The sequence below is a fragment of the Paenibacillus sp. JNUCC32 genome (assembly GCF_014863545.1).
GTDB classification, from domain to species: domain Bacteria; phylum Bacillota; class Bacilli; order Paenibacillales; family Paenibacillaceae; genus Paenibacillus_AQ; species Paenibacillus_AQ lautus_A.
On sequence record NZ_CP062260.1, the window covers coordinates 5,942,779 to 5,966,142 of the forward strand.

The window sequence follows — 23,364 nt, forward strand, 5'->3', positions numbered from 1 at the left end:
GTCCAGCCAGTCAAGCTTATGACTGACAGGCTGCTGCTCTGCAGCATAGTACTCCGTTATACGCCTGAATATGCCATGAAGCCGCCGTCCACGGGAATTACCGTTCCCGTGACGAAGCCGGAGGTCTGATCGTCCACGAGCCAGAGCAGGGTGCCCAGCAGATCCTCCGGCACGCCGAAACGCCTCATGGGGGTATGGGAGATGATTTTATGAGAGCGCTCGGTTAATGTACCGTCGTTATGAGTCAGCAAATTGCGGTTTTGCTCGGTCAGGAAGAAGCCCGGCGCAATCGCGTTCACGCGAATGCCCGATTCCGCAAGATGAACGGACAGCCACTGCGTGAAGTTGTTGATGGCCGCTTTGGCTGCGCTGTAAGCCGGCACCTTGGTCATCGGGCTGGGTGCGCTCATGGATGAGACATTCAGCACGACGGCCCCGGGACGCCCCAGCATCCCTTCCGCGAAGACTTGCGTCGGTATCAGCGTGCCGATGAAGTTCAAATCGAACACGCTGCGGAAGCCCGGCACGCTTAACCCGAAGAAGGTTGTCACATCGGGCTGCCCCACATCCTCCGGACGGAAAATCTCGTTGGTTGTATTCGCGTCTTTCCGGTTGCCGCCGGCTCCGTTAATCAGGATATCGCAGGGTCCGAAAGACTCGCGCACAGCTTTTTCCGCTTGCCGGACGCTTTCCACATCCGTTACATCGCAGGGAACGGCAATCGCCGTACCGCCGGCAGCCGTAATTTCATCGGCCACCTGCTGCCCTTTCTCGGCCGTACGGTTCAAGACGGCCACCTTGGCACCTTGCCGCCCCAGCTCAAGAGCCATCGCCCGGCACAATACGCCGGAGCCGCCCGTAATGACAACCGTCTTCCCGTTTAATGACGGATGAATGGGAAGGGATGGCGTCGCTTGCGGTGCGGATTCAACAGAAGCTCCGCTTGATCCGGCTTCGGATGTACCTGCTGCATGGATATTTACCTCACTCATTGTACGGCCTCCTTCAGCTCGGCTGGACTTCCCGCGCGCTCCCGGCTGTAAGCGTCCCACAGCCCCCAGAGATACATAATGCCCAAGGCGCGGTCATACAGGCCGTAACCCGGACGGCACTGCTCGCCCCAGATATGCCGCCCGTGATCGGGCCTTACGTATCCGGTGAAACCGTTGTCATGATAGGCCTGCACAATGCCGGAAATATCGACGGTGCCGTCCTCGGTACGATGGGACGTTTCGATGAAATCGCCGTTCTCATAGACGCGTACGTTCCGGATATGCGCGAACGGAATCCGGTCGTGGAACTCATGGATCATGGAGACGATGTCATTGTCCGGATTGGCGCCAAGCGAGCCGCTGCACAGGGTCAGGCTGTTCGCCGGGCTATCGTACAGCTGCAGGAATCTCCGGAGATTTTCCTGGCTGGTGATGACCCGCGGCAGGCCGAAGATCGGCCAAGGCGGATCATCCGGGTGAATGGCCATTCGGATGCCGTTCTTCTCGGCAGCCGGGATGACGGCGCTCAAGAAATATTCGAGGTTGCTCCACAAGTCCTCCTCGGTAACGCCGCGGTACGCTTCGAACAGGGAGGTCAGATGCGCCAAACGCTCCGGCTCCCAGCCCGGCATGGTAAGCGCGCTGTTCCGGTTGATCGTCTGAACCAGCTCCATCGGATCGATGCCGTGGATTTTGGCCTTCTCGAAGAAGAGGGCCGTCGAACCATCGGGGGTCTGTTTATGAAGATCGGTTCTAGCCCAATCGAACACCGGCATGAAATTGTAGCAGATGACTTTGACGCCGACCTGGCCCAACTTCTCAATCGTCCGGATGTAGTTGGCTATGTATTGATCACGGGAGGGAAGGCCGAGTTTGATGTCCTCGTGCACATTCACGCTTTCCACGACGTCAATATGAAGCCCGTACGCTTTGGCCTGGTCCGCAATTTCCTCAATTCGCTCCATCGGCCATTCCTCGCCGACAGGAATATCGTGAAGTGCCCATACGATGCCCTCCACGCCGGGGATTTGTCTAATCTGATCCAGCGAGACCGTATCGTTGCCCTCGCCGAACCATCTGAATACCATGCGCATTTCTTCACCGTCCTTTACAAGTTTAAGGAGTTAACGCACTGCTGGGAATTTTTGCAGTTACGAGTGTAACGCCAAGATGAAGCCGTGACGAATAAGGGTCTTTCGCGGGTAACGGCTTATTTGAAATAATCGGGATGCTTCTCTTTCAGCACGGCCAGATTGGAGATAATCAGGCTCAGATGCTGCTGCATTTCACGTTCGGCATGATCGGCGTCATGACGCGAAATCGCGTCCGCGATCTCCCGATGCTGCTCGTACAGGTTGGTCCAATTCGGATCGGCAGACAGCCATAACATTCGGCTCCGGTTCAGATGAGCGTTCATCTGCTGCAGCACGTTCCATGTGCCGACCTTGCGGCAGCCTTCAAACAGAATACGGTGGAAGGCCTCATCCAGCTCAAACATGTGCTTGCCGTCATGCTTCTCGATGCTCTCGCGCTGCTCGGACAGATTTCGCTCCAACTCGGCGAATTTCTCCCCGGGGAAGCTTTCGCAGGCAAGCCGGACGACGGCCTTCTCCAGCTGCTCGCGCATGAAGCGCGCTTCCTCGACCAGCTCCGAATCGATGAGCGAGACGCGCGTGCCGCGCTGGGGAAGCACGACCACAAGGTCTTCCTGGGCCAGGCGGACGAAGCTTTCCCGCACCGGCGTCCGGCTGACTTCGAAGGAAAGGGAAACCTCCTTCTCGGACAGAGCCGTTCCCGGGGGCAGCTCGAGACTGACAATCTGCTGCTTCAGCCGGGAGTACACGATATGTCCGGCCGATCCTGGCTGTAATCGCAAAGATTCTACCACTGCATCACCTCCTAATGTATTTCATACTACCATACTTGTATGGTAGTATGGAACTGAAAATCGAAATAAGAATCGGAGGGGAACCACATGAGCCGTTTGGACACGGAGAATCTGCTGCTGAACAGCAACAGCGCGAAGAAACTTTATTATGATTATGCGGAAGGGATGCCGATATTCGATTACCACAACCATCTGAACCCGAAGGATATTGCCATCAACCGGCAGTTCGATAACCTGACGGAGCTATGGCTGGAGGGGGACCATTACAAATGGAGGGCGATGCGCTGGCTTGGCGTCGACGAAGAGCTGATTACAGGCAGCGCCAGTCCTGAAGCGAAGTTCATGGCCTGGGCGGCATGCGTTCCGCGATTGGTCGGCAATCCGCTCTATCACTGGACCCATCTGGAGCTGACCCGCTATTTCGGGATTCAAGAGCGGTTGACCGCGGAGAATGCCAAGGAGATCTGGGACGCTTGCAATGAGCAGCTGAAGGCTCCTGCCTTGCGGGCAGGCGGAATTTTGGAAAAATTCAAGGTCAACGTGGCCTGCACGACGGATGATCCCATCGATTCGCTGGAGTTTCACCGGGCCATTCGGGATCAGGGGGAATTGTCCACCGTCGTAGCCCCTGCATTTCGGCCGGACCGGGTACTGGATATCGCGAACGCGGACTTTCCCTCCTATGCACGGACGCTGGGAACAACGGCCGGTATAACCGTGGACACCTATCAGGGATTGCTGGATGCCCTGCAGGAGCGGATCCAATATTTCCATGACCATGGCTGCCGCCTGTCGGATCACGGCTTTGGCGCTTTTCCTTATGAACAGGCCGACGTTAAAGAAGTTGCGGACATTTACGGCAAAGCCATCGACGGAGGCAGCTTAACCCCGCTCGAGGAACGGAAATACCGCACCCATACCCTGCTCAAGCTGGGGGAGATGTATCATGCCAAGGGCTGGACCATGCAGCTGCACATTGGGGCGATTCGGAACAATAATGCGCGCATGTTCGCGAAGATCGGCAAGGACAGCGGGTATGACTCGATTCTCGATTTCCATCTGGCGGAAAGCCTGAACGGATTCCTGAGCAGTCTCGACAGGAATGATCAGCTGCCGAAAACCATTGTGTACAGCCTGTATTCCTCGCATTACGAAATGATCGCTACCACGATCGGGAATTTCCAGTCGGCCGGTGTCGAGGGCAAGCTTCAGCTCGGTTCCGCTTGGTGGTTCCACGACCAGAAGGAAGGGATGCTGAAGCAGCTCACCGCGCTGTCTTCCATGGGGCTGATCAGTACCTTTGTCGGCATGCTGACCGATTCCAGGAGCTTTATGTCGTTCCCGCGGCATGAATATTTCCGGAGAGTGCTGTGCCGCCTGTTCGGAGATTGGATCAAGGAAGGGGAACTGCCCGCGGATTATGAATATATCGGTGCCATCATCCAGGATATTTGCTATCACAATGCCGAGCGTTATTTTCAAATTCATTGACAATTGCGTGCAGAGCATGAACAATAGATTTACTATATGAAAGCGTTTGCTGATGAACCGATAGAAGATCTGTTACAGGCAGATGTGCGCGAAAAGGCGAGGGGGACATACCGTGCAAGGGAACCGGGCGATATTGGTGGATGACGAGGTGTTTACGCGCAAAGGGCTTCTGAAGCTGATTGATTGGGAAGCCTGCGGCTTTCACATTGTGGATGAGGCGGATAACGGGGAAGACGCGCTGGAACTGATTGAACGGCTTCGGCCGGATGTGGTCATCACCGATATCCGCATGCCGGTGCTGGATGGACTCGAGCTGATCCGACGCGTCGTCACGGACGATATCGTGAAGCCGTATTTCATTATTGTAAGCGGATACGATGACTTCAACTATGCCCAGCAGGCTGTCCGTTACGGGGTGCATGATTTCATTCTGAAACCGATTGACGAGACGGAATTCAGTCAGGCGCTGGTCCGGCTCAGCGAACGGCTGGAGTCGGACCGCGAGGCACGCTCGCGGGAAGAGAAGCTGTTGTCGGGCGCCTTGATGGAATCGCTCATTATAGGGGAGGCGGATGAGAGTCTGCTGCAGGAATGGGAGCGGCGTCTTGAACTCCGGCCGGAAGACCATCTGTTCTATGTTTTTGTCGAACGGAACGACCATCCGCCAGCTTCGGCTAACGACAATGACGGAGGCGACTTCAAGGACAGGGTGGAATCGGCCCTTCTTGCGATTTCTAATGGAGAACAGCCCTTCTATCTGCATGAGCACCGGAACCGCATCGGCATCATCGTTCCTGGAAGCATCCTGCAATCGTTCCAGGGGTGTCAGCGGGGATTTGCTAGGCGCCTTCAGCAATCGCTCGCCGATTCGAAGCATGAAAGAATCTTCGTCTATTTTGGCCGGCCGGTTTCACGTCTGTCCCTCGTCCAGGATGCCTACGAAACGGCCAAGCAATCCCTCCTATACAAGTACATCTACGATGAGAGCGGCATCGTGATCCATGAAGAAGCCGCGGTGCATGATCTGCAATACATCGGACTGGAGGAGCGTCTTTACCAGCAGCTGCTGGAGCAGATCGAGGAGCTGCATTTCGAGAAGCTGGAGGAGACGACTCGTTCGCTGTTCGAATCCTTCCAGGAGAAGCTGTATGCTCCCGAAGCGGTGAAGACGGCGATCAACCAATGCGTGCTGGGCGTGGTCCGTGTGCTCAGCAGCATGGACGGGGATCAAAGCCGGCTGTCCAGTCTCGAGCCGATGACCGAGTGGCATGACCGCAACTTGTCGCTTCAGGGGCTGAAGCGGCTGTTCACGGATTTTGCGATTGAGAGCGCGAACTATATCGGACAGCTGCGCAAGGAACAGCACAAAGGCGGAATCCAGAAGATCCGGGCTTATATCGAGGCCCATTATCATGAGAATATCAGTCTGAAGGGCATCGCCGGGAAGTTTTACATGAACCCGGTTTATCTGGGTCAGCTGTTCAAAAAAGCGTACGGCATGTATTTTAATGATTTTTTGCTCCAGCTGCGCGTGAACGAAGCCAAGCGCTTGCTGCGCCAGACGGATCTGCGCATCTATGAGGTGGCGGAGCGGGTCGGCTTCGGCAATCCGGACTATTTCGTGACGCAATTCGAGAAGATTGAGCGGATGACGCCAAGCGAGTACCGGAACCGCTTGATGAAGGAGGCAGCGTCCGAAGGGACGAATGCATGAAGCCGAGCCTGAATAATGTCCGTCTGCGGGACAAGATGCTGCTGCTTTATTTCCTGGCCGTCTTTTTGCCGATCCTGATTACCAACCTCATCTTCTACAATGTGACGTCCGGCAGCGTAAGGGAGCAGCGGATCCAGGATATTACCGTAGCGCTTGAACAGATGAAGAACGAGTTCCGTCGTGAAGTCGAGGACGCCTTGGAGATCTCCTCAGTCTTCTATACGGACGTTCAATTGAACGAGATCGTGGAAACGGTGTACGATCATCCAGCCGATTATATCGAGGCGTATGATACTTATCTCCGCCGCATATTGAATTCGGGTAGCGCCGTATACAATTCGGTCAGCGAAATTGCGGTGTATGTCGACAATCCGACCCTGCTGTATTCCGGCGGCATCAATTATATCGATGGCCAGGTGAAGGAAGAGGCTTGGTACAAGGCGATTGCGGGCAAGAACGTAACCCAGCCGATCGTGATGCGTACGGGCAAGAACGGCCAATTGGACAGCATCAGCATCATCCGGAGCATGAATTATTTCAGCTCCCAGGATGACCACACCAAGTATCTCAAGATCGATATGCGGATGCCTTCGATCCGGCAGATTATGAGCAATCTGAATGTGCAGGGCAAAGTGTACCTGCTGAGCGGCGCTGGAAATATCGAATACACCACGGATCCGAAGGTCGATGTCACGCAGGGCGCTGTACCGTACAGCAGCATCGCGCATGGCGACAGGTTTCTGGAGTTTCATACCGATACGTTCACGACCAACAATCTGAACACCTGGACGATCATGGCGGTGACGCCGGAGGATGTGGTGCTGCGCGACGTGCATCAGTCCTTGCGGTTCGTCATTGTGCTGACCTGCCTGAATTTTCTGCTTCCGAGCCTGGTGATTGTTTGGATCAGCCGTTCCCTTAACGTACGACTTGTACGGATTCTCAAACATATGAAGAAGGTGAAGAACCAGAATTACGACACCATCCAAGAGGCTGAGGCACGTGACGAGATCGGTCAGCTGACGGGTGAATTCAACCGGATGACCTTGCAGCTCAAGAGTCTGATCAATGACGTGTACGTGGCGGATATCCAGAAGAAGAATTTGGAGCTGCAGCGGCGGCACGCGCAATTGAATGCGCTGCAGAGCCAGATTAATCCGCACTTCCTCTTTAATGCCCTGGAGACGATCCGCATGCGCAGCCTGATGAAGGATGAGGATGAGACGGCAAGGATCATTCATAATATGGCGAAGATCTTCCGCAATTCGCTCGTTTGGAAAAAAGACATGGTGACGCTCAAGGAGGAAGTGGAGTTCATCCATTGTTTCCTTGAAATCCAGAAATACCGATTTGGCGACAAAATCGATTATTCGGTTCATGCTCCAGCCGAAGAGGGTCACCTGCAAATACCGAAAATGGCCATCGTCACGTTTGTGGAGAATGCCAGCATTCACGGCATCGAGCCGCTCAAGCACGGGGGGCGCATTGAAGTTCGGGTTGTGCGCGAGGGCCAATCCCTGATCTGTACCATTCAGGATAACGGGGCAGGCATGCCCGCGGAGAAGGTGGAACGCATCTACCGTTATCTCGAGACCGAGGACGAGATGGGAGAGCGGATCGGCATTCAGAATGTGATTTACAGGTTAAAGCTGTACTACGGCAGCCGGTTCCGGTTTGAAATTGACAGCTCGCCTGGACAGGGCACACGGGTCAAACTGTCCATTCCCATTGAAATATAAGGACGGCAAATCCTGCTGTGGCATTCCGAATCGGAGTGACCCTGGCAGGATTTGTTCGTTAGTCGTCGGAAGTGCAGGGGAGAATCCTGGCTGCGGAGCTGCCATTTTTCACGGCTAAGGATAGGGTTCTATAGTTTTCAAAGTATCACCTAAAGATTGACGGGTGAAAATCGTCCCAGAGCTCTCTTATAATGAAAGTGCTTACAAACTAACGAGACCGAAAGGGGTAGGTCAAGAGCATGAACAAGAAATTTTGGCTGAGCTGTCTGACCGTGGTTATGATGGTATCGCTTCTGGCAGCATGCGGCGGCAGTAAAGAGGCAGCGGATAATACACCGGCAGCCGGCGGCGAAGGCGAGAAGAAAGAAGAGAAGGTCACCTTCACCTATTTCAACGCGGCAGCCGGTAAAGACAAAAATACGAACGAAACCACCATCGGTAAAATTTTCGAAGACCAAACCGGCGTGAATTTTAAAATGGAGCATTTGGTAGGAGACGAGAACACCAAGGTGGGAACCTTCATTGCGAGTAACGACTATCCCGATGTGATTGTGCCGGGGAGCTCAATCGATAAGCTGGTCGGGGCGGGCGCCTTCATTCCGCTCAATGACCTGATCGATAAGTACGGCCCTAACATCAAGCGGGTGTACGAGCCTTATTACAACCTGATGAAAGCCGAGGACGGCAACATCTACTTTCTGCCGCTGAGCGCGGTTGTTGGAGAGTACACGTCGGCTCCGAATATCGAGCAAGGAGCATTCTGGATTCAACGCCGCGTCCTGAAGGAAGCGGGTTATCCGAAAATCAAGACCTTCGACGAGTACCTGGCCCTGATTCGCGACTACGTGAAGAAACATCCGGAGGAAGGCTTGACCGGATATCTGGCACTGACGACGCAGGATAAATTTTTTGCCCTGACCAATGCCCCGATGCACTTGGCCGGCTATCCGAACGACGGCGGCATCATCATCGACATGGAGACTCACGTAGCGAATGATTATGCGGACGACGACATTACGAAGCGGTACCTGCAGGAGCTGAACAAGCTGAATGCGGAAGGCCTGTTCGATAAATCCTCTTTCGTGGACAACTATGATCAATACCTTGCCAAACTGACTTCCGGTAAGGTGCTTGGCTTCTTCGATTATCGATGGCAGGTAGGCCAAGCGATGAACAATCTGCGCGAAACAGCCAGTAAATCGGGTAACGACGATCTCGAATATATGGCGCTGCCGATCGTATACGATGAGAATACCAAGGATCAGTATCTGGATCCGCCATCCTTTGTGAACAACCGCGGCGTCGGGATCTCCGTCAGCGCGAAGGATCCGGAGCGCATTGTGAAGTATTTCAACAACCTGCTGACGGACGAGAACCAGATTCTGTCGAACTGGGGCATCAAGGACGAGACGTATTCCGTCGATGAGAACGGCCGCTTCTACCGTACGGAAGAGCAGATTGCACAGACCAATACGGAAGCCTTCCGCGAATCGTTCGGTTTCAAGTACTTTGAATACAACTGGCCTCGTTACGGCAACGGATCTACGCTTCCTGACGGTAATTCCGTGGGTGCGGGACGCCAGCCTGAGGTTGCCAAAATGTCCTACTCCGAACCGGACAAGAAATTGCTTGAAGCATACGACATCGATTCCTTCTCGCAATTGTTTGCGGCACCGGACGACCGTCCTTGGTACCCGGCTTGGAGCATTCCGATCGATCAGGGCTCGCCGGCCCAAATCTTCACGCAGAAGAAAAGCGATTTGCAGCGTAAATACTTCCCGAAACTGGTTCTTGCCAGCCCTGCGGAGTTTGACGGCATCTGGAACGAATACGTGGGCGAGTTCGGCAAGCTGGACGTGAAGGGATACGAGGATCTGATCACCGAGGAAGTAGCCAAGAAAATCGCAAATGCCCAAGGACAATAATAGATGAAGGAGAGGCGAACAAGGGCGGACCGCCGAAATGGCCCAGATCCGTCCCTCCTCTTCTAGGGCTGGATAGGAAGGAGAAGAAACCGTGGATAAGGCGAACCCGATTGGACCTGCAGAGACCACGGCGCTACGTGAAACGCCGGCGGTATCGAAAGGTTTCTTCAATAAACAACGAAAAAACGATACTGGTTTGAATCATGAACGGCCATCAGGCGAAAAAAGCTTCTTCCGGAAGCTGCTGCAGCAGAAGGCGCTGGTCTTCATGTCGATTCCTTTTTTGATATGGTTGTTTGTCTTTAAGTACATGCCGCTGTGGGGCTGGACCATCGCGTTTCAGGATTTTAAACCGGCGAAGAAGATATTCGATCAGGAATGGGTAGGCCTGCAGCATTTTACCTTCCTGTTTCAGGACGAACACTTCCTCCGGGTCATGCGCAACACGCTCGCCATGAGTTTTATCAACCTCGTCTTAGGGTTTGTGACGGCGATTGTGTTAGCGATTCTGCTTAATGAACTGCGTAATTTGATGTTCAAACGGGTCGTGCAGACGATCAGTTATTTGCCCCATTTCATCTCTTGGGTTGTGGCTGCGAGCATTATTTCGACGGCCTTGTCCGCAGACGGCGGGATTATCAATGAACTCCTCATGTGGTTCGGGATTATTAAGGAACCGATCCTATGGCTTGGGGAAGGGGAATATTTCTGGGGAATACTCGGTGTTTCGGAAGTATGGAAGAATGTCGGCTGGAACACCATTATATATTTGGCGGCCATGACGATGATCGATCCCTCGCAGTACGAGGCGGCGGAAATCGATGGCGCCGGGCGCTTTCAACGGATCTGGAACATCACCTTGCCGGGTCTGAAGCCGGTATTCATCATCCTGCTGATCATGAATATCGGCAACCTGCTCGAATCCGGTTTTGAACCGCAATACTTGCTTGGCAACGGCATGAACGTGGATTATTCCGAGAACCTGGATATTTTCGTGCTGAAATACGGTATTCAGATGGGCAACTTCTCGCTCTCGATTGCAGCCGGCATGTTCAAGACGGTCGTCAGCTTCATACTCTTGTTCACGGCTAACCATATCGCGAAGAGACTGGGCGAAGATCGATTGTTCTAAGCGAAAGCTTGCGAGAACCGTTCTCTATCAGAAAACGTACAGGAGGATTCATATGGCGAAGATTTCAGATGCACCGCGAGCCCATGCCCGGTTCAAGTCTCCCGCGGACCGGTTATTCGATACCTTTAATATAGTCTTCATGATCTGTCTCATGATTGTCACGCTGTACCCGTTCATCAATACGCTCGCGGTTTCCTTCAACAATGCGACGGATTCGGTGAAAGGCGGCATTTATTTATGGCCGCGGGATTTCACGTGGGAAAATTATAAATATGTATTTAACGAAGCCACGATATTCCACGCTACCTTCATCTCGGTTCTGCGTACGCTGATCGGTACGATCACTTCCGTCTTCTGCTGTGCCATGGTGGCCTACACGATCAGCCGTCCGGAATACGTGCTGCGCAAATTCGTGTCGATCGCCTTCATTTTGACCATGTATTTCAGCGGCGGTTTGATTCCGAATTTCCTGCTGATTCGCGAATTGGGCATGCTGGGCACCTTTTCGGTGTACATCATTCCTGGCCTGATCGGCGTATTCAACGTCATCGTCATCCGCTCCTTCATCGAGGGATTGCCTGAGGGGATCCTGGAATCGGCCCGGATCGACGGCGCCGGCGAATTCACGACCTTCCTGAGAATCGTGCTTCCGCTGTGCGTGCCCGTGCTTGCCACGGTATCGCTGTTTACGGCAGTATCCCAGTGGAACTCCTGGTTCGACGTGTTCTTGTACAACTCCTCGTACGGCGAGCTTAGCACCCTGCAATACGAGCTGATGAAAATACTCCAGAATTCGAACTCCTCGCTGAATTCGGGCAACGATTATGCAAGCCAGTTTGCAAGCTCGGAAAGCGGCGCGAATCAGGTTACCCCGACCTCCATTCGGGCGACGATGACCATTGTGGCCAGCGTGCCGATCATTCTGGTGTACCCGTTCCTGCAAAAATACTTCGTGCAAGGGATGACCCTTGGCGGGGTGAAAGGTTAAGCTGCGGGAACCGCTAAAGATGCGCCGTGCGCACTGCTCCATGGTGCACACGGTGCGTGGTCCGCGGCATGTCTGGATGTCCGTCGACCAACGGATGCCGCCGCATCACGATCATCAACGATCAATTTTGCTATTATCTTTAATTCTAAGGAGGGATTGGATATGTCCAATACGCAGCGAAGTGAACCCAGGCTTAAGGAGATGTTCGCGGATGACTTTCTCATCGGAGCGGCCGTGAACCCGAGGACGATCGAAACGCAGGAGGAATTGCTAGCGTACCATTTCAACAGCATTACGGCGGAAAATGAAATGAAGTTTGTCAGCGTGCACCCGGCGGAGGATACGTACACGTTCGAGGACGCGGACCGGCTTGCCGCTTTCGCCCGGAAGCATGGCATGAAGATGCGCGGCCATACGCTGGTATGGCATAACCAAACGACCGACTGGCTGTTCGAGGACAAGAACGGGGGCCTGGTGGATAAAGACACGCTGTACGAACGGCTTAAGTCGCATACCGACACGGTCGTGAAGCGGTACAAGGACGATATTTACGCCTGGGACGTCGTGAATGAGGTAATCGCCGATGAAGGCGCCGAACTTCTTCGTCCGTCCAAATGGCTGGACATTGCGGGCCCCGACTTTATCTCCAAGGCATTCGAGTATGCGCATGAAGCCGATCCGTCGGCCCTCTTGTTCTATAACGATTACAATGAGTCCCACCCGAATAAACGGGACAAAATCTACACGCTGGTCAAGTCTTTGCTGGATCAAGGAACTCCTGTTCACGGCGTTGGCTTGCAGGCCCACTGGAATCTGTACGATCCGGATCTTGACGATATCCGGGCGGCGATCGAGAAGTACGCGTCGCTCGGCCTGCAGCTTCAACTCACGGAGCTCGATGTGTCGATGTTCCGGTTCGACGACAAGCGGAAGGATCTGACCGAGGCGCCGGAGGAGCTGCTGGAGGCTCAAGCGAAGCGGTATGAGGCGATGTTCGGCATATTGAAGGAATACCGGGATTATATTACGTCCGTGACCTTCTGGGGTGCTGCCGACGATTACACCTGGCTGGACAATTTCCCGGTACGGGGGCGGAAGAATTGGCCTTTCCTGTTCGATGAGCGGCATCAGCCGAAACCGGCGTTTCATCGCTTGGTGGAGCGTATGGTCAAAGTGTAAGGATTTTAGGGGGTTGAACCCATCATTTTAGATAACGACAGCAATAATATAGGCGGCTGAAGCGCCATCAGCTTGTCATCTAGCCGGTCCTTGTGACCGGCGTCTGCATGTTAGTCCTTAAGGAAGCAGGATTCGAAAACAGTGAGATGCTGGGGAGAAACGTTAACCTTGGCCCAAGAAGGGGGAAATTACGTTGAACAGCGCTTTATATCAAGCGTGGCTGCAGTATGCGCCCATTAAGGACGAGGAGCTTGCTTCCGCGTACAGCCGACTGTTAGGCACCGTGGTTGCGGATTTGCAGCAGTCGCGGGTGGCAAACGCTGCGATCCAGGAACTGAGGCATGCATGTCGATCCATGCTCGGCATCGTACCGTCCATCACATCCGAGGCCAAGGCTTCATCCTATTTCGAGGTGCGTATTCATGCGGCAGACGCCGAAGAGGGCACGGAACAGATTGGGGAAGATTCGATGGGCGCGGGGAAAGCCCGGCTGGGCGCAGAGGGTTTTCGGCTGGAGCATACAGGCCATGGGCAGCAGGAGAAGCTGATCCTGACCGGCGGATCCGGGAAAGGCGTGTTATACGGGGTGTTCCATTTATTGAGATTGCTGGCATCCCACCAGCCGTTGACCGGTCTAAACATAACCGAGCAGCCTGTGAACGGAGTGCGGATGATAAATCAATGGGATAATGCCGACGGCTCGGTTGAACGGGGGTACGCGGGCAACTCGATTTTTTACGAAAACGGACGGTTCACCGAAAATCTGGATCGCGTAAGAGACTACGCCCGTCTGTTAGCTTCCGTGGGCCTGAATGCCATCTCCATTAATAACGTCAATGTGCATGAAATCGAGACGAAGTTCATTACCGCGGAATATTTGCCGACGATTGCAAAGATCGCGGATATCTTCCGGGAATATGGCATCACACTGTACCTGAGCATAAACTTCGCCGCTCCGCTGCATATCGGCGGCGTACCCACGTCGGACCCGCTAGATCAAGAGGTTCGGCAGTGGTGGAAGGATACGGCGAATGAGATCTACGATCATATACCGGACTTCGGCGGCTTTGTGGTCAAGGCGGATTCGGAGCACCGTCCGGGCCCGTTCGCCTATGGCAGAGACCACGCCGATGGCGCCAATATGCTGGCCGAAGCGCTGGAACCGCATGGCGGGCTTGTCATCTGGCGCTGCTTCGTCTACAACTGCATGCAGGATTGGCGGGACCGCAGCACGGACCGCGCGCGCGCGGCCTATGATCATTTTACCCCGCTGGACGGACGGTTTAAGGACAATGTGCTGCTGCAGATCAAGAACGGTCCGATGGACTTCCAAGTACGGGAGCCGGTATCCCCGCTGTTCGGCAGCATGAAAGAGACCAATCAGGTGCTGGAGTTTCAGATCGCCCAGGAATATACCGGACAGCAGCGCCACGTATGCTATTTGGTGCCGCAGTGGAAAGAGGTGCTGGATTTCGATACCTACGCGAACGGAGCGGGGTCCGAGGTTAAGAAGATCGTGGACGGTTCGCTGCACGGCATGAGATACAGCGGGATCGCCGCCGTTTCCAACATCGGGAATGATGAGAATTGGACGGGACACACCTTGGCGCAGGCGAATCTGTATGGATTCGGCCGGCTGGTTTGGAATCCGGATATGTCCGCCGAAGGGATCGCGGAGGAATGGACGAGGCTGACCTTTGGCAATGATGAGACGGTGGTTGCCGTGGTGTGCGGCATGCTGATGAAATCGTGGCCGATTTATGAAAGCTACACGTCGCCGCTCGGGGTGGGCTGGATGATTACGCCGCATACGCATTACGGACCGGATGTGGACGGTTATGAATATTCAAGGTGGGGCACCTACCATTTCGCGGATCGGGATGGTATTGGGGTGGACCGCACGGTGGCGACGGGCACGGGGTACACCGCACAGTATTTCGAGCCGAATGCGGCCCGATATGATTCGCTGGAGGATTGTCCTGACGAGCTGCTGCTGTTCTTCCATCATGTGCCGTACTCGCATGCGCTGAAATCCGGTAAAACAGTGATTCAGCATATCTATGACACGCACTTCGAAGGTGCGGAAGCTGCGGCCGGGCTCTTGAAAGCCTGGACATCGCTCGAAGGCAAGGTCGATCTGGAGCGTTTAACCCAAGTCACCGAACGGTTAGCTGATCAGGCCGAGCATGCCAAGCACTGGCGGGATGTGATCAATACGTATTTTTACCGCAAATCCGGGGTGCCGGATGCGCAGGGGCGGACGATTTATTAAGGGAGCTCAGGTTTTTCCGTATGCGAAAATATAGGGGGGTGCCCCATAGGCTGCTGGCCTGATGAGGCCCCCTTTTTCATGGCCGAAAATTATCGCGGGTACAAGCATATACTATAGATGACATGCCTCCACGGCAAAATGATCCGCAATCTCATTACCATAAGCTGGGCTTTATAGGGTGGGGGGCTATATGATATACTAGGGTTAGAATAAGAAGAAGTAACGTGATCAAGGGGGGAATGGGTATGACAACCGAGAACCATGCACATGATGCATGCGCAGTAACCGGTGAACGGAAGAGCCACCATTCGGACAAAACGAAAAGCAATCTCATCAGCCGGTTGAACCGGATTGAAGGGCAGATTCGCGGCGTGAAGGGCTTAATTGAGAAGGATACGTACTGTGACGATGTGTTAAACCAGATCTCCTCGATCCAGTCGGCCTTGAACGGCGTCAGCAAATTGCTGCTGGAGCATCATATGAAGAGCTGCGTGGTGGAGCGCCTCCAGGAAGGCGACGATGAGGTCATTACCGAGCTGTTAACCACCATGAACAAGCTGATGAAGTAACGAAAGTTCCCTGCTGGGGCTATCCGATTACGAAGAATATCCATGGAGCTGCCACCTTTGGAAGGTGGCAGCAATTGTTTGTTTAAGTTGATAAATACCGCACGGTTATGCGGTTTAATCATAACGCGGCCATGTTTTTCAAAAAAAATGAGAAAAACCATTGACTAATTATAGGGTAGGGGGGTATACTAACATCAAGAAATGAGAACAACGAGTTTGATAACTCATTCGGGCTTGGCTGTAACAGAGCCCTAATAAATCCAATACCTAAAGGAGAGATTGATTATGGAACAGGTAACAATAAAAGTAGAAGGCATGTCCTGCATGCATTGCGTGAATTCCATCGAAGGAGCTTTAAAGAATGAGAACATCGAGGGACATGTGGATTTGAAGGCAGGCACGGTCTCCGTGAAATATGACGCAGGCAAAGTCAATTTGGATCAAATCAAAGAAATTATCGAGGAACAAGGATATAACGTAGTTTAACCAAACGGCACGAGGATGAAGAGGGGTGAGGAGAAGATGGGAGCAGAAGCAACAATGGAACAGAAGAAAACGTCGCTGCAGTTAACGGGTATGACATGTGCCGCCTGTGCGAATCGGATTGAGAAGGGTCTTAGCAAAATGGAGGGCGTCCAGGAAGCGAATGTGAATTTTGCGCTGGAAAAAGCGTCGGTTACATTTGATCCGAGTGTGGTTACCGTCCAGCAGATGGAAGAGAAAATCGAAAAGCTGGGTTACGGAACAGCAAAGGAAACGGTGGACCTTCAGCTGATTGGCATGTACTGCGCGGCCTGTGCTACGAAAATCGAAAAAGTGGTTAGCCGGATGCCAGGTGTTAATCAGGCCAACGTCAATTTTGCACTGGAGACGGCCCGGGTGGAATTCAATCCCGCCGAGGTCAGCCTTAGCGATATTCAACAGCGCGTGGAGAAGCTCGGGTATCAGGCGGTTTCCAAACAGGAGACGCTTGATCAGGAAGGTCACCGCAAGGAGGCCATCACTAAGCAAAAGCGGAAGCTGCTCCTGTCGGCGATTCTGTCGCTGCCGCTGCTCTGGGCCATGGTAAGCCATTTCTCCTTCACCTCCTGGATCTGGATGCCCGATCTGTTCATGAACCCTTGGTTCCAGCTGATCCTGGCAACGCCGGTACAGTTTTTTATCGGGAAACAATTCTATGTGGGAGCTTATAAGGCTCTCCGCAACAAAAGCGCCAATATGGACGTTCTGGTCGCACTCGGTACCTCGGCAGCCTATTTCTACAGCCTGTATTTAACGATCGATTGGGCCGCTGCTGGAGCAAATACACACCATGGGCCTGAAATGTACTATGAAACGAGTGCGGTGCTGATCACGCTGGTCATTATGGGGAAACTGTTCGAATCCCTGGCCAAAGGCCGCACCTCGGAGGCCATTAAAACCCTGATGGGTCTTCAAGCCAAAACGGCGCTGGTCGTTCGTGACGGTCAGGAGATGACCATCCCGGTGGAACAGGTCCTGGTGGGTGATTTAGTACTGGTAAAGCCGGGTGAGAAAATTCCGGTGGACGGTAAAGTCGTGGAGGGCACGTCGGCGGTAGACGAGTCGATGCTGACCGGTGAGAGCATTCCGGTTGAGAAAAAAGCGGGCGATGCCGTCATCGGCGCCACGATTAACAAGAACGGACGCTTGACGCTTGAAGCGACGAAGGTGGGCAAAGAGACAGCTCTAGCCCAAATTATCAAGGTGGTTGAGGAAGCGCAGGGCTCCAAGGCCCCGATTCAGCGGGTGGCCGATGTCATCTCCGGCATTTTCGTTCCGATCGTGGTCGGGATTGCGATTGTTGCTTTCCTCGTATGGTACTTCTGGGTAACGCCCGGTAATTTCGCGCAATCGTTAGAAATTGCCATTGCGATCCTGGTTATTGCATGTCCGTGTGCGCTGGGTCTGGCTACGCCGACCTCGATCATGGCGGGTTCGGGCCGTGCCGCAGAGCTGGGCGTTCTGTTCAAGGGCGGGGAGCATCTGGAGTCCACGCACAAAATCGACGCGATTATTCTGGACAAAACAGGAACGGTCACGAAAGGCAAGCCTGAACTGACCGATGTGGAAGTCGATAACATCGATCAGGAGCTGTTCCTGCGTTTGGTCGGAGCTGCCGAGAAGAGCTCCGAGCATCCGCTTGCCGAAGCGATCGTGGCCGGGATTGAGGCGAAAGGGACGAAGCTTCCGACTGCCGAGCATTTTGAGGCGATTCCGGGCTACGGCATCCAGGCCAGCGTGGAAGGACACGAAGTTCTGGTCGGTACTCGCAAGCTGATGGCACTGCATAACGTGCCGATCGATGCGGTCCTGGCCAGAATGTCGGAGCTGGAAACCGAGGGTAAGACTGCTATGCTTACCGCGGTAGACGGCCGATATGCCGGTCTTGTGGCCGTAGCGGATACCATCAAGGAGACGTCTAAGGCTGCTGTAGCACGGCTGAAGCAAATGGGTATCGAAGTGATCATGATTACCGGCGACAACGAACGCACGGCTCAGGCCATCGCCAAGCAGGTTGGCATTGACCATGTGCTTGCCGAGGTACTGCCGGAGGGCAAAGCGGATGAAGTGAAGAAACTCCAGCAGCAGGGCAAGAAGGTCGCCATGGTCGGCGACGGCATTAACGATGCCCCGGCCCTTGCGGTTGCCGATATCGGCATGGCCATCGGCACAGGTACGGATGTGGCCATGGAAGCCGCCGACGTTACGCTGATGAAGGGCGACCTGAACAGCATTCCGGACGCCATCTACATGAGCCGCAAGACGATGAGCAACATCCGTCAGAACCTGTTCTGGGCCTTGGGTTATAACTCGCTCGGCATTCCGATTGCCGCCATCGGGCTTCTGGCGCCTTGGGTGGCCGGGGCTGCCATGGCACTTAGCTCCGTATCGGTCGTGCTGAATGCCCTTCGTCTGCAGAGGATGAAGGTATAACGGGAGGCAGGCAGGCCTTTTATATAGAGTATGTTGGTAACCAAGCAAGAAAGCGATATTAGGGTGACTTGATGGGAGTGTAGACATTTGGCCATGCAAAAATTTGCTGTGACCCCCGGCTTTGAAGTGGGCGGAACGCTGTTCCGCCCGGATCAGCTGGCCGTATTGGGGTCCATCGTAGGCGATGATGCCCGCATCGAGATGACAACCTTCAAGCAGCTGTACGTGGAGATGGATGAAGAGCGGGTGGAGGAAGCCAAGGCGAAGCTGGAAGCCGCCGGACTGGAGGTACATCCCGCCGGCTTCGTCTCCAAGAGCCTGATTACCTGCAACTTTTGCCGGGGGGCGGAGGATTCGGGACTGGATGTTGCCAAGATGCTGGATGAAGCTATCGCCGACCATCCCGTACCCAATCCGCTAAAGATCGGGTACGCAGGCTGCGCGCTCGGCACCAGCGAGCCGCTGCTGAAGGATATTGCCGTTATTAAGATGCGAAATACCTACGATATCTATGTAGGCGGGGAGCCGAGAGGCTTGAAGGCTTCGCTGGCGAAGCAGCTGCATGCGGATTTAACGCCGGATCAGCTGGCCCCGATCATTCTGAAGCTGATCGCCATCTACCAGGAGCACGGCAAGAAAAAAGAGAAGTTCTCGCGTTTCGTTGAGCGCATGACACTGGATCATCTCCGCCAATCCACGCTGGATGCGCGGATGGATACGGCAGGATGAACGAAGGACAATGAAAGGCATCACCTCAGGGTGGTGCTTTTTTTGTCGGTGGAGGCTGGATACTGGAGCTCTTCCCATCCGTCGGAGTCCAGTTGGGCGCCACCATGACATCTTCTTTATCCCTCAAGGTAACATGTGTAGTTTAGAGGGTTACGCCGAAGCAACGATGGATATACTTTCAAGAGCACCTGCGGGTGCTCTTTTTCTATTTGGCAGATTTGTAGTGCAGCAGCATCTTTGCCCAGCTTGGCCAATTCGAATCATTTTTAATATAGACGGGTTTCCATCGGGCGTAAATGTGGGAATAACCACCAAATCGGGCATTTTATCGTGGTTGACGAGCAATGTGAAAGGGTATACAATTTTAATTGTTAAAAGCTTTTAACTATTTAAATTCGTAATATATAAGTGTGGGACTTCGTTAAGCATCGAGGTGATGAAACTGGATAAGCGGGAGCATTTATCTAACATGGTAGCCCGTCAGATGATGACGCTTGTGGCGAACTATGCCAAGATTCTGGACAATGATTTGACCGGCCCCCAGTATTACGTGCTTCAGACCTTGGCGTATGAGGGGCAGCAGACCAGCTCGTATTTTGCCAATGCCCTGAATGTTACGCTGTCGGCTGTCACCAACTTGAGCAACAAGCTGGTGAGCAAGGGTTATATTGAACGGGTAGCGTCGAGCGAGGACAGGCGTCAAGTCTATCTTAGGATCACGGAGCAGGGACGCGAGGTGGAAGCCCGGATGATTGCGAAGTACCGTGAATTGAATGAAGGCTTATGGTCGGATTTCTCGGATCAGGAGATGGATGTCTTGATCGCTTCGTACGAGAAGATGATCGAGCATTTGCAGCTTAAGATCGGGCAGTCCCATATGGACAGCCAATCCAACGACTAACATTAGGAGGTATTTATATGGGAAGATTAGACAATAAAGTAGCGATTATTACGGGTGCGGCTGGAGGCATGGGTAAAGCTGACGCTCTTTTGTTTGCGCAAGAGGGGGCCAAGGTTGCGATTACGGACCTTCAGGAGGACAAAATCAAAGACGTCGTCGCTGAGATTGAAGCTCTCGGCGGCGAAGCACTGGGAATCAAGCATAACGTTGCTTCCGAAGAAGATTGGGTCCGCGTCGTGGACGAGACGGTTCAAAAATTCGGCAAAATCGATATTCTGGTCAACAATGCCGGTGTCTCCAATGCAACGCCGTTCATGGATTTGACGGTCGAAGGCTGGGAGAAGACGATGTCGATCAACGTCACGAGCATATTCCTCGGCCAAAAATATGTCATTCCGCACATGATCGAAGCCGGCGGCGGCTCCATCGTCAACATCTCCTCCATTGCCGGCCTGACGGGCGGAAGCGGCGCCGGTCCTTACACGGCAAGCAAAGGCGCGGTACGCATGCTGACCAAAGCCACGGCCGTTGACTTTGCGAAGCATAACATCCGCTGCAACTCGGTTCACCCGGGCTACATCGAAACGCCAATGACCGTGGATCTCTTCAAGGACGAAAAAATGATGCAGTGGTTCCAATCCCAGACGCCGTTGCCACGACTCGGCAAAGCGGAAGATATCGCGCGCGGCGTGCTGTTCCTGGCATCCGACGAGTCCTCTTATATTACGGGCGTCGAGCTGCCGATCGACGGCGGATATTTCGCGAAGTAAGCCGGACATTCATTCAGCTTGTTCATAAGCTGTCGATGTTTTGAATCATAAGGACACAAGCTCAGTCAGACGCTATATTTATTTTCATCAAGGGGAGTGTTGTTTCATGTCCGATAACCAACAGATTGCTGTCATTACCGGCGCGGCCAGCGGGATCGGCAGAGCCGCCAGCCTGAAATTGGCAGAGAGCGGTGCCGCGGTTGTGCTCGTGGATTTCAACAAGGAAGCCGGCGAAGAGACGCTGCGATTGATTAAGGAGCAGGGCGGAGAGGGAATCTTCGTGCAGGCGGATGTGACAAAAACCGAGGATGTACAGAACTATGTGAACAAGGCGGTTGAAGCTTACGGCCGAATCGATTTCTTCTTCAATAATGCAGGTATCGTGCAGAAGTTCTCCATGCTGGACGATATCGACGAGAACGAATTTGACCGTCAAATGTCCGTGAATGTGAAGGGCGCTTTCCTTGGCATGAAGTATGTTTTGAAGGTCATGAAGGAACAGGGCAGCGGACATATCGTGAACACGGCTTCCACGGCGGGCATCCGCAGCGAACACAGTGCCGCCGCATATTCGGCAAGCAAGCATGCGGTTGTGGGCTTGACCAAGGCGGCTGCCTTGGAATACGTGAAGCAGGGCATTCGCGTGAACGCCATCTGCCCGGGCGGCGTTCAGACGCCGCTGACCGCAGCGGTGGCCAAGTCCTTCATGGAAGGCGGCTACGTGCCTGAGGAAGTGGGCAACATGCGGATGGGCCGTCCGGCTGAGGCGGACGAAATCGCAAACGTGGTTGCCTTCCTGGCTTCCCCGGGCTCCAGCTACATGACGGGCTCGCTGGTTACGATTGATGGCGGGCTGACGCTGTAATATCCGGATTGAAAAAAAAAGACCAGTCAGGCACCGGAGTTTCGGGCTTGACTGGTCTTTTTGGCATGACGTTTATTTAATGCCGACGACTTCCGCCAGCAGCTCATAAGAACGGAGGCGCGCTTGATGATCATAGATCGCGGCCGCGACAATGATTTCGTCCGCGTCCGTCGACTGCTGGAACTGCTCCAGCTGCGCGCGGACGGTTGCGGGACTGCCGATGGCGGAAAAACTGAGCTGGCGCTTCACGATGGCCTGCTCCTGCAGGTTCCACAGATCATCCATGCTGTCCACCGGCGGACTCAGCTGGCCGGTGCGGCCCCGGATGATGTTCAGGAACTGCTGGTAGGGCGAGGTAGCCAGGCGCTGCGCTTCCTCATCCGTGTCGGCGCAGATCACGTTCACGCCGATCATGGCATACGGCTTGCTTAGCTCGGATGAAGGGCGGAAGCTGGTCCGGTACAGATCGAGCGCAGCCATTAGATAGTCCGGAGCAAAGTGGCTCGCAAAAGAGAACGGAAGCCCCAGCTGGCCCGCAAGCTGCGCACTGAAACCGCTGGAGCCGAGCAGCCAGATCGGAACATGCAGGCCTTCCCCCGGAATCGCCCGGATGCGCATGGACGAGCCGGAGGTAGGCTGGAAGTAATTCCGCAGCTCGCCGAGGCGGTCCGGGAAGTCCTGGCCGTCGCTGCCCGGGCCGCGGCGGAGCGCCCGGGAGGTTAGCTGATCCGAACCCGGCGCACGGCCAAGACCTAGATCGATCCGGCCGGGATACAAGGATTCGAGGGTGCCGAACTGCTCGGCAATGACAAGCGGAGCATGGTTCGGCAGCATAATGCCGCCGGATCCGACGCGGATCTTGCTGGTGCCTCCGGCCACATGGCCTATGACCACCGAAGTGGCCGAGCTGGCGATCCCCGGCATGTTGTGATGTTCGGCAAGCCAGTAGCGGTTATAGCCCCACTTCTCGGCATGCTGAGCCAGATCAAGCGTATTCCGCAGCGACTGTGCAGCTGTGCTGCCCGCTGTAATCGGCGCCAGATCGAGGATGGAAATCGGAATATCGCGAAGCGTTTTGGACGCTGTATGGTCAAGATTTGCTTCTGTCATACGGTATGACCTCCTTATTCGTGCACGGCACGGTAAGTATTCTATATAGAGACGGGCACCCGGTCGAACGGACGCCGGACATGAAATCCATCTATCGAAAAATGGTATCTCTATATAACGAACATTATATACCTACTTAATCCAT

The 23,364-nt window shown here is 54.1% G+C and carries 19 protein-coding genes; 15 read left to right on the top strand and 4 right to left on the bottom strand.

The genetic code is table 11. The features are described 5' to 3' along the window. Positions 1–56 precede the first annotated feature (56 nt). The 3 genes from JNUCC32_RS26280 to JNUCC32_RS26290 form a co-directional block, all read right to left on the bottom strand. A complete protein-coding gene (locus tag JNUCC32_RS26280; protein WP_228468829.1) occupies positions 57–992 on the bottom strand; it encodes an SDR family oxidoreductase in 936 nt (311 codons plus the stop codon). Further along, positions 989–2,086: a mannonate dehydratase gene (gene uxuA, locus JNUCC32_RS26285; protein ID WP_015737917.1), complete on the bottom strand. Its 1,098-nt coding sequence runs from the start codon at positions 2,084–2,086 to the stop codon at positions 989–991. Before uxuA ends, JNUCC32_RS26280 begins: the two co-directional genes overlap by 4 nt. Positions 2,087–2,202: 116 nt before the next feature. Further along, a complete protein-coding gene (locus JNUCC32_RS26290; RefSeq protein ID WP_192570293.1) occupies positions 2,203–2,880 on the bottom strand; it encodes a GntR family transcriptional regulator in 678 nt (225 codons plus the stop codon). 87 nt (positions 2,881–2,967) lie between these two features. On the opposite strand from JNUCC32_RS26290, the gene uxaC reads away from it, so the two are divergent. The 15 genes from uxaC (at position 2,968) to JNUCC32_RS26365 (ending at position 22,109) form a co-directional block, all read left to right on the top strand. Next, positions 2,968–4,371 carry a glucuronate isomerase gene (gene uxaC, locus JNUCC32_RS26295; RefSeq protein ID WP_192570294.1) on the top strand — a complete coding sequence of 468 codons (1,404 nt, stop codon included), beginning with the start codon at positions 2,968–2,970 and terminating at the stop codon, positions 4,369–4,371. A gap of 112 nt (positions 4,372–4,483) precedes the next feature. Then, on the top strand, positions 4,484–6,085 hold the full coding sequence (locus tag JNUCC32_RS26300; RefSeq protein WP_192570295.1) for a response regulator transcription factor: 1,602 nt from the start codon (positions 4,484–4,486) through the stop codon (positions 6,083–6,085). Next, positions 6,082–7,824: a sensor histidine kinase gene (locus JNUCC32_RS26305; protein ID WP_192570296.1), complete on the top strand. Its 1,743-nt coding sequence runs from the start codon at positions 6,082–6,084 to the stop codon at positions 7,822–7,824. Before JNUCC32_RS26300 ends, JNUCC32_RS26305 begins: the two co-directional genes overlap by 4 nt. A gap of 239 nt (positions 7,825–8,063) precedes the next feature. Next, positions 8,064–9,749, top strand: a complete 1,686-nt coding sequence (locus tag JNUCC32_RS26310; protein ID WP_192570297.1) for an ABC transporter substrate-binding protein — start codon at positions 8,064–8,066, stop codon at positions 9,747–9,749. 91 nt (positions 9,750–9,840) lie between these two features. Next, the gene (locus JNUCC32_RS26315; RefSeq protein ID WP_015737912.1) at positions 9,841–10,881 is read left to right on the top strand and encodes an ABC transporter permease; all 1,041 of its coding nucleotides are present in this window, start codon (positions 9,841–9,843) and stop codon (positions 10,879–10,881) included. 52 nt (positions 10,882–10,933) lie between these two features. Then, positions 10,934–11,869, top strand: a complete 936-nt coding sequence (locus JNUCC32_RS26320; protein ID WP_096775733.1) for a carbohydrate ABC transporter permease — start codon at positions 10,934–10,936, stop codon at positions 11,867–11,869. 162 nt (positions 11,870–12,031) lie between these two features. Further along, positions 12,032–13,048: an endo-1,4-beta-xylanase gene (locus JNUCC32_RS26325; protein ID WP_192570298.1), complete on the top strand. Its 1,017-nt coding sequence runs from the start codon at positions 12,032–12,034 to the stop codon at positions 13,046–13,048. Positions 13,049–13,241: 193 nt separating this feature from the next. Continuing rightward, positions 13,242–15,320 carry an alpha-glucuronidase family glycosyl hydrolase gene (locus JNUCC32_RS26330; protein WP_192570299.1) on the top strand — a complete coding sequence of 693 codons (2,079 nt, stop codon included), beginning with the start codon at positions 13,242–13,244 and terminating at the stop codon, positions 15,318–15,320. A 245-nt stretch (positions 15,321–15,565) separates the two neighbouring features. Next, positions 15,566–15,889, top strand: coding sequence for a metal-sensitive transcriptional regulator (locus tag JNUCC32_RS26335; protein WP_096775736.1), 324 nt, complete (start codon positions 15,566–15,568; stop codon positions 15,887–15,889). Positions 15,890–16,174: 285 nt separating this feature from the next. Then, positions 16,175–16,375: a cation transporter gene (locus tag JNUCC32_RS26340; protein WP_009592700.1), complete on the top strand. Its 201-nt coding sequence runs from the start codon at positions 16,175–16,177 to the stop codon at positions 16,373–16,375. A 36-nt stretch (positions 16,376–16,411) separates the two neighbouring features. Next, positions 16,412–18,844, top strand: coding sequence for a heavy metal translocating P-type ATPase (locus tag JNUCC32_RS26345; RefSeq protein ID WP_192570300.1), 2,433 nt, complete (start codon positions 16,412–16,414; stop codon positions 18,842–18,844). Between the two features lie 87 nt (positions 18,845–18,931). Then, a complete protein-coding gene (locus JNUCC32_RS26350; protein ID WP_192570301.1) occupies positions 18,932–19,573 on the top strand; it encodes an NAD(P)/FAD-dependent oxidoreductase in 642 nt (213 codons plus the stop codon). A gap of 469 nt (positions 19,574–20,042) precedes the next feature. After that, positions 20,043–20,474 (top strand): MarR family winged helix-turn-helix transcriptional regulator, encoded by a 432-nt coding sequence (locus tag JNUCC32_RS26355; RefSeq protein WP_009592716.1) that lies wholly within the window; start codon positions 20,043–20,045, stop codon positions 20,472–20,474. Between the two features lie 17 nt (positions 20,475–20,491). Beyond that, complete coding sequence (locus tag JNUCC32_RS26360) at positions 20,492–21,244, top strand: SDR family NAD(P)-dependent oxidoreductase (RefSeq protein ID WP_036659355.1); 753 nt, start codon at positions 20,492–20,494, stop codon at positions 21,242–21,244. 106 nt (positions 21,245–21,350) lie between these two features. Continuing rightward, positions 21,351–22,109 (top strand): SDR family NAD(P)-dependent oxidoreductase, encoded by a 759-nt coding sequence (locus JNUCC32_RS26365; protein WP_192570302.1) that lies wholly within the window; start codon positions 21,351–21,353, stop codon positions 22,107–22,109. 72 nt (positions 22,110–22,181) lie between these two features. Here the strand turns inward: JNUCC32_RS26365 and JNUCC32_RS26370 are convergent, their stop codons facing one another. Next, positions 22,182–23,219, bottom strand: a complete 1,038-nt coding sequence (locus JNUCC32_RS26370) for an LLM class flavin-dependent oxidoreductase (protein ID WP_036659353.1) — start codon at positions 23,217–23,219, stop codon at positions 22,182–22,184. Positions 23,220–23,364 lie beyond the last annotated feature (145 nt).

Bases quoted from the DNA above. Each gene is read 5' to 3' on its own strand.
- JNUCC32_RS26310 (WP_192570297.1), top strand. From the start codon at position 8,064: ATGAACAAGAAATTTTGGCTGAGCTGTCTGACCGTGGTTATGATGGTA.
- JNUCC32_RS26305 (WP_192570296.1), top strand. From the start codon at position 6,082: ATGAAGCCGAGCCTGAATAATGTCCGTCTGCGGGACAAGATGCTGCTG.
- JNUCC32_RS26340 (WP_009592700.1), top strand. From the start codon at position 16,175: ATGGAACAGGTAACAATAAAAGTAGAAGGCATGTCCTGCATGCATTGC.
- JNUCC32_RS26360 (WP_036659355.1), top strand. From the start codon at position 20,492: ATGGGAAGATTAGACAATAAAGTAGCGATTATTACGGGTGCGGCTGGA.
- uxuA (WP_015737917.1), bottom strand. From the start codon at position 2,086: ATGCGCATGGTATTCAGATGGTTCGGCGAGGGCAACGATACGGTCTCG.
- JNUCC32_RS26355 (WP_009592716.1), top strand. From the start codon at position 20,043: ATGGTAGCCCGTCAGATGATGACGCTTGTGGCGAACTATGCCAAGATT.
- JNUCC32_RS26325 (WP_192570298.1), top strand. From the start codon at position 12,032: ATGTCCAATACGCAGCGAAGTGAACCCAGGCTTAAGGAGATGTTCGCG.
- uxaC (WP_192570294.1), top strand. From the start codon at position 2,968: ATGAGCCGTTTGGACACGGAGAATCTGCTGCTGAACAGCAACAGCGCG.
- JNUCC32_RS26335 (WP_096775736.1), top strand. From the start codon at position 15,566: ATGACAACCGAGAACCATGCACATGATGCATGCGCAGTAACCGGTGAA.
- JNUCC32_RS26320 (WP_096775733.1), top strand. From the start codon at position 10,934: ATGGCGAAGATTTCAGATGCACCGCGAGCCCATGCCCGGTTCAAGTCT.
- JNUCC32_RS26370 (WP_036659353.1), bottom strand. From the start codon at position 23,219: ATGACAGAAGCAAATCTTGACCATACAGCGTCCAAAACGCTTCGCGAT.
- JNUCC32_RS26280 (WP_228468829.1), bottom strand. From the start codon at position 992: ATGAGTGAGGTAAATATCCATGCAGCAGGTACATCCGAAGCCGGATCA.
- JNUCC32_RS26365 (WP_192570302.1), top strand. From the start codon at position 21,351: ATGTCCGATAACCAACAGATTGCTGTCATTACCGGCGCGGCCAGCGGG.
- JNUCC32_RS26345 (WP_192570300.1), top strand. From the start codon at position 16,412: ATGGGAGCAGAAGCAACAATGGAACAGAAGAAAACGTCGCTGCAGTTA.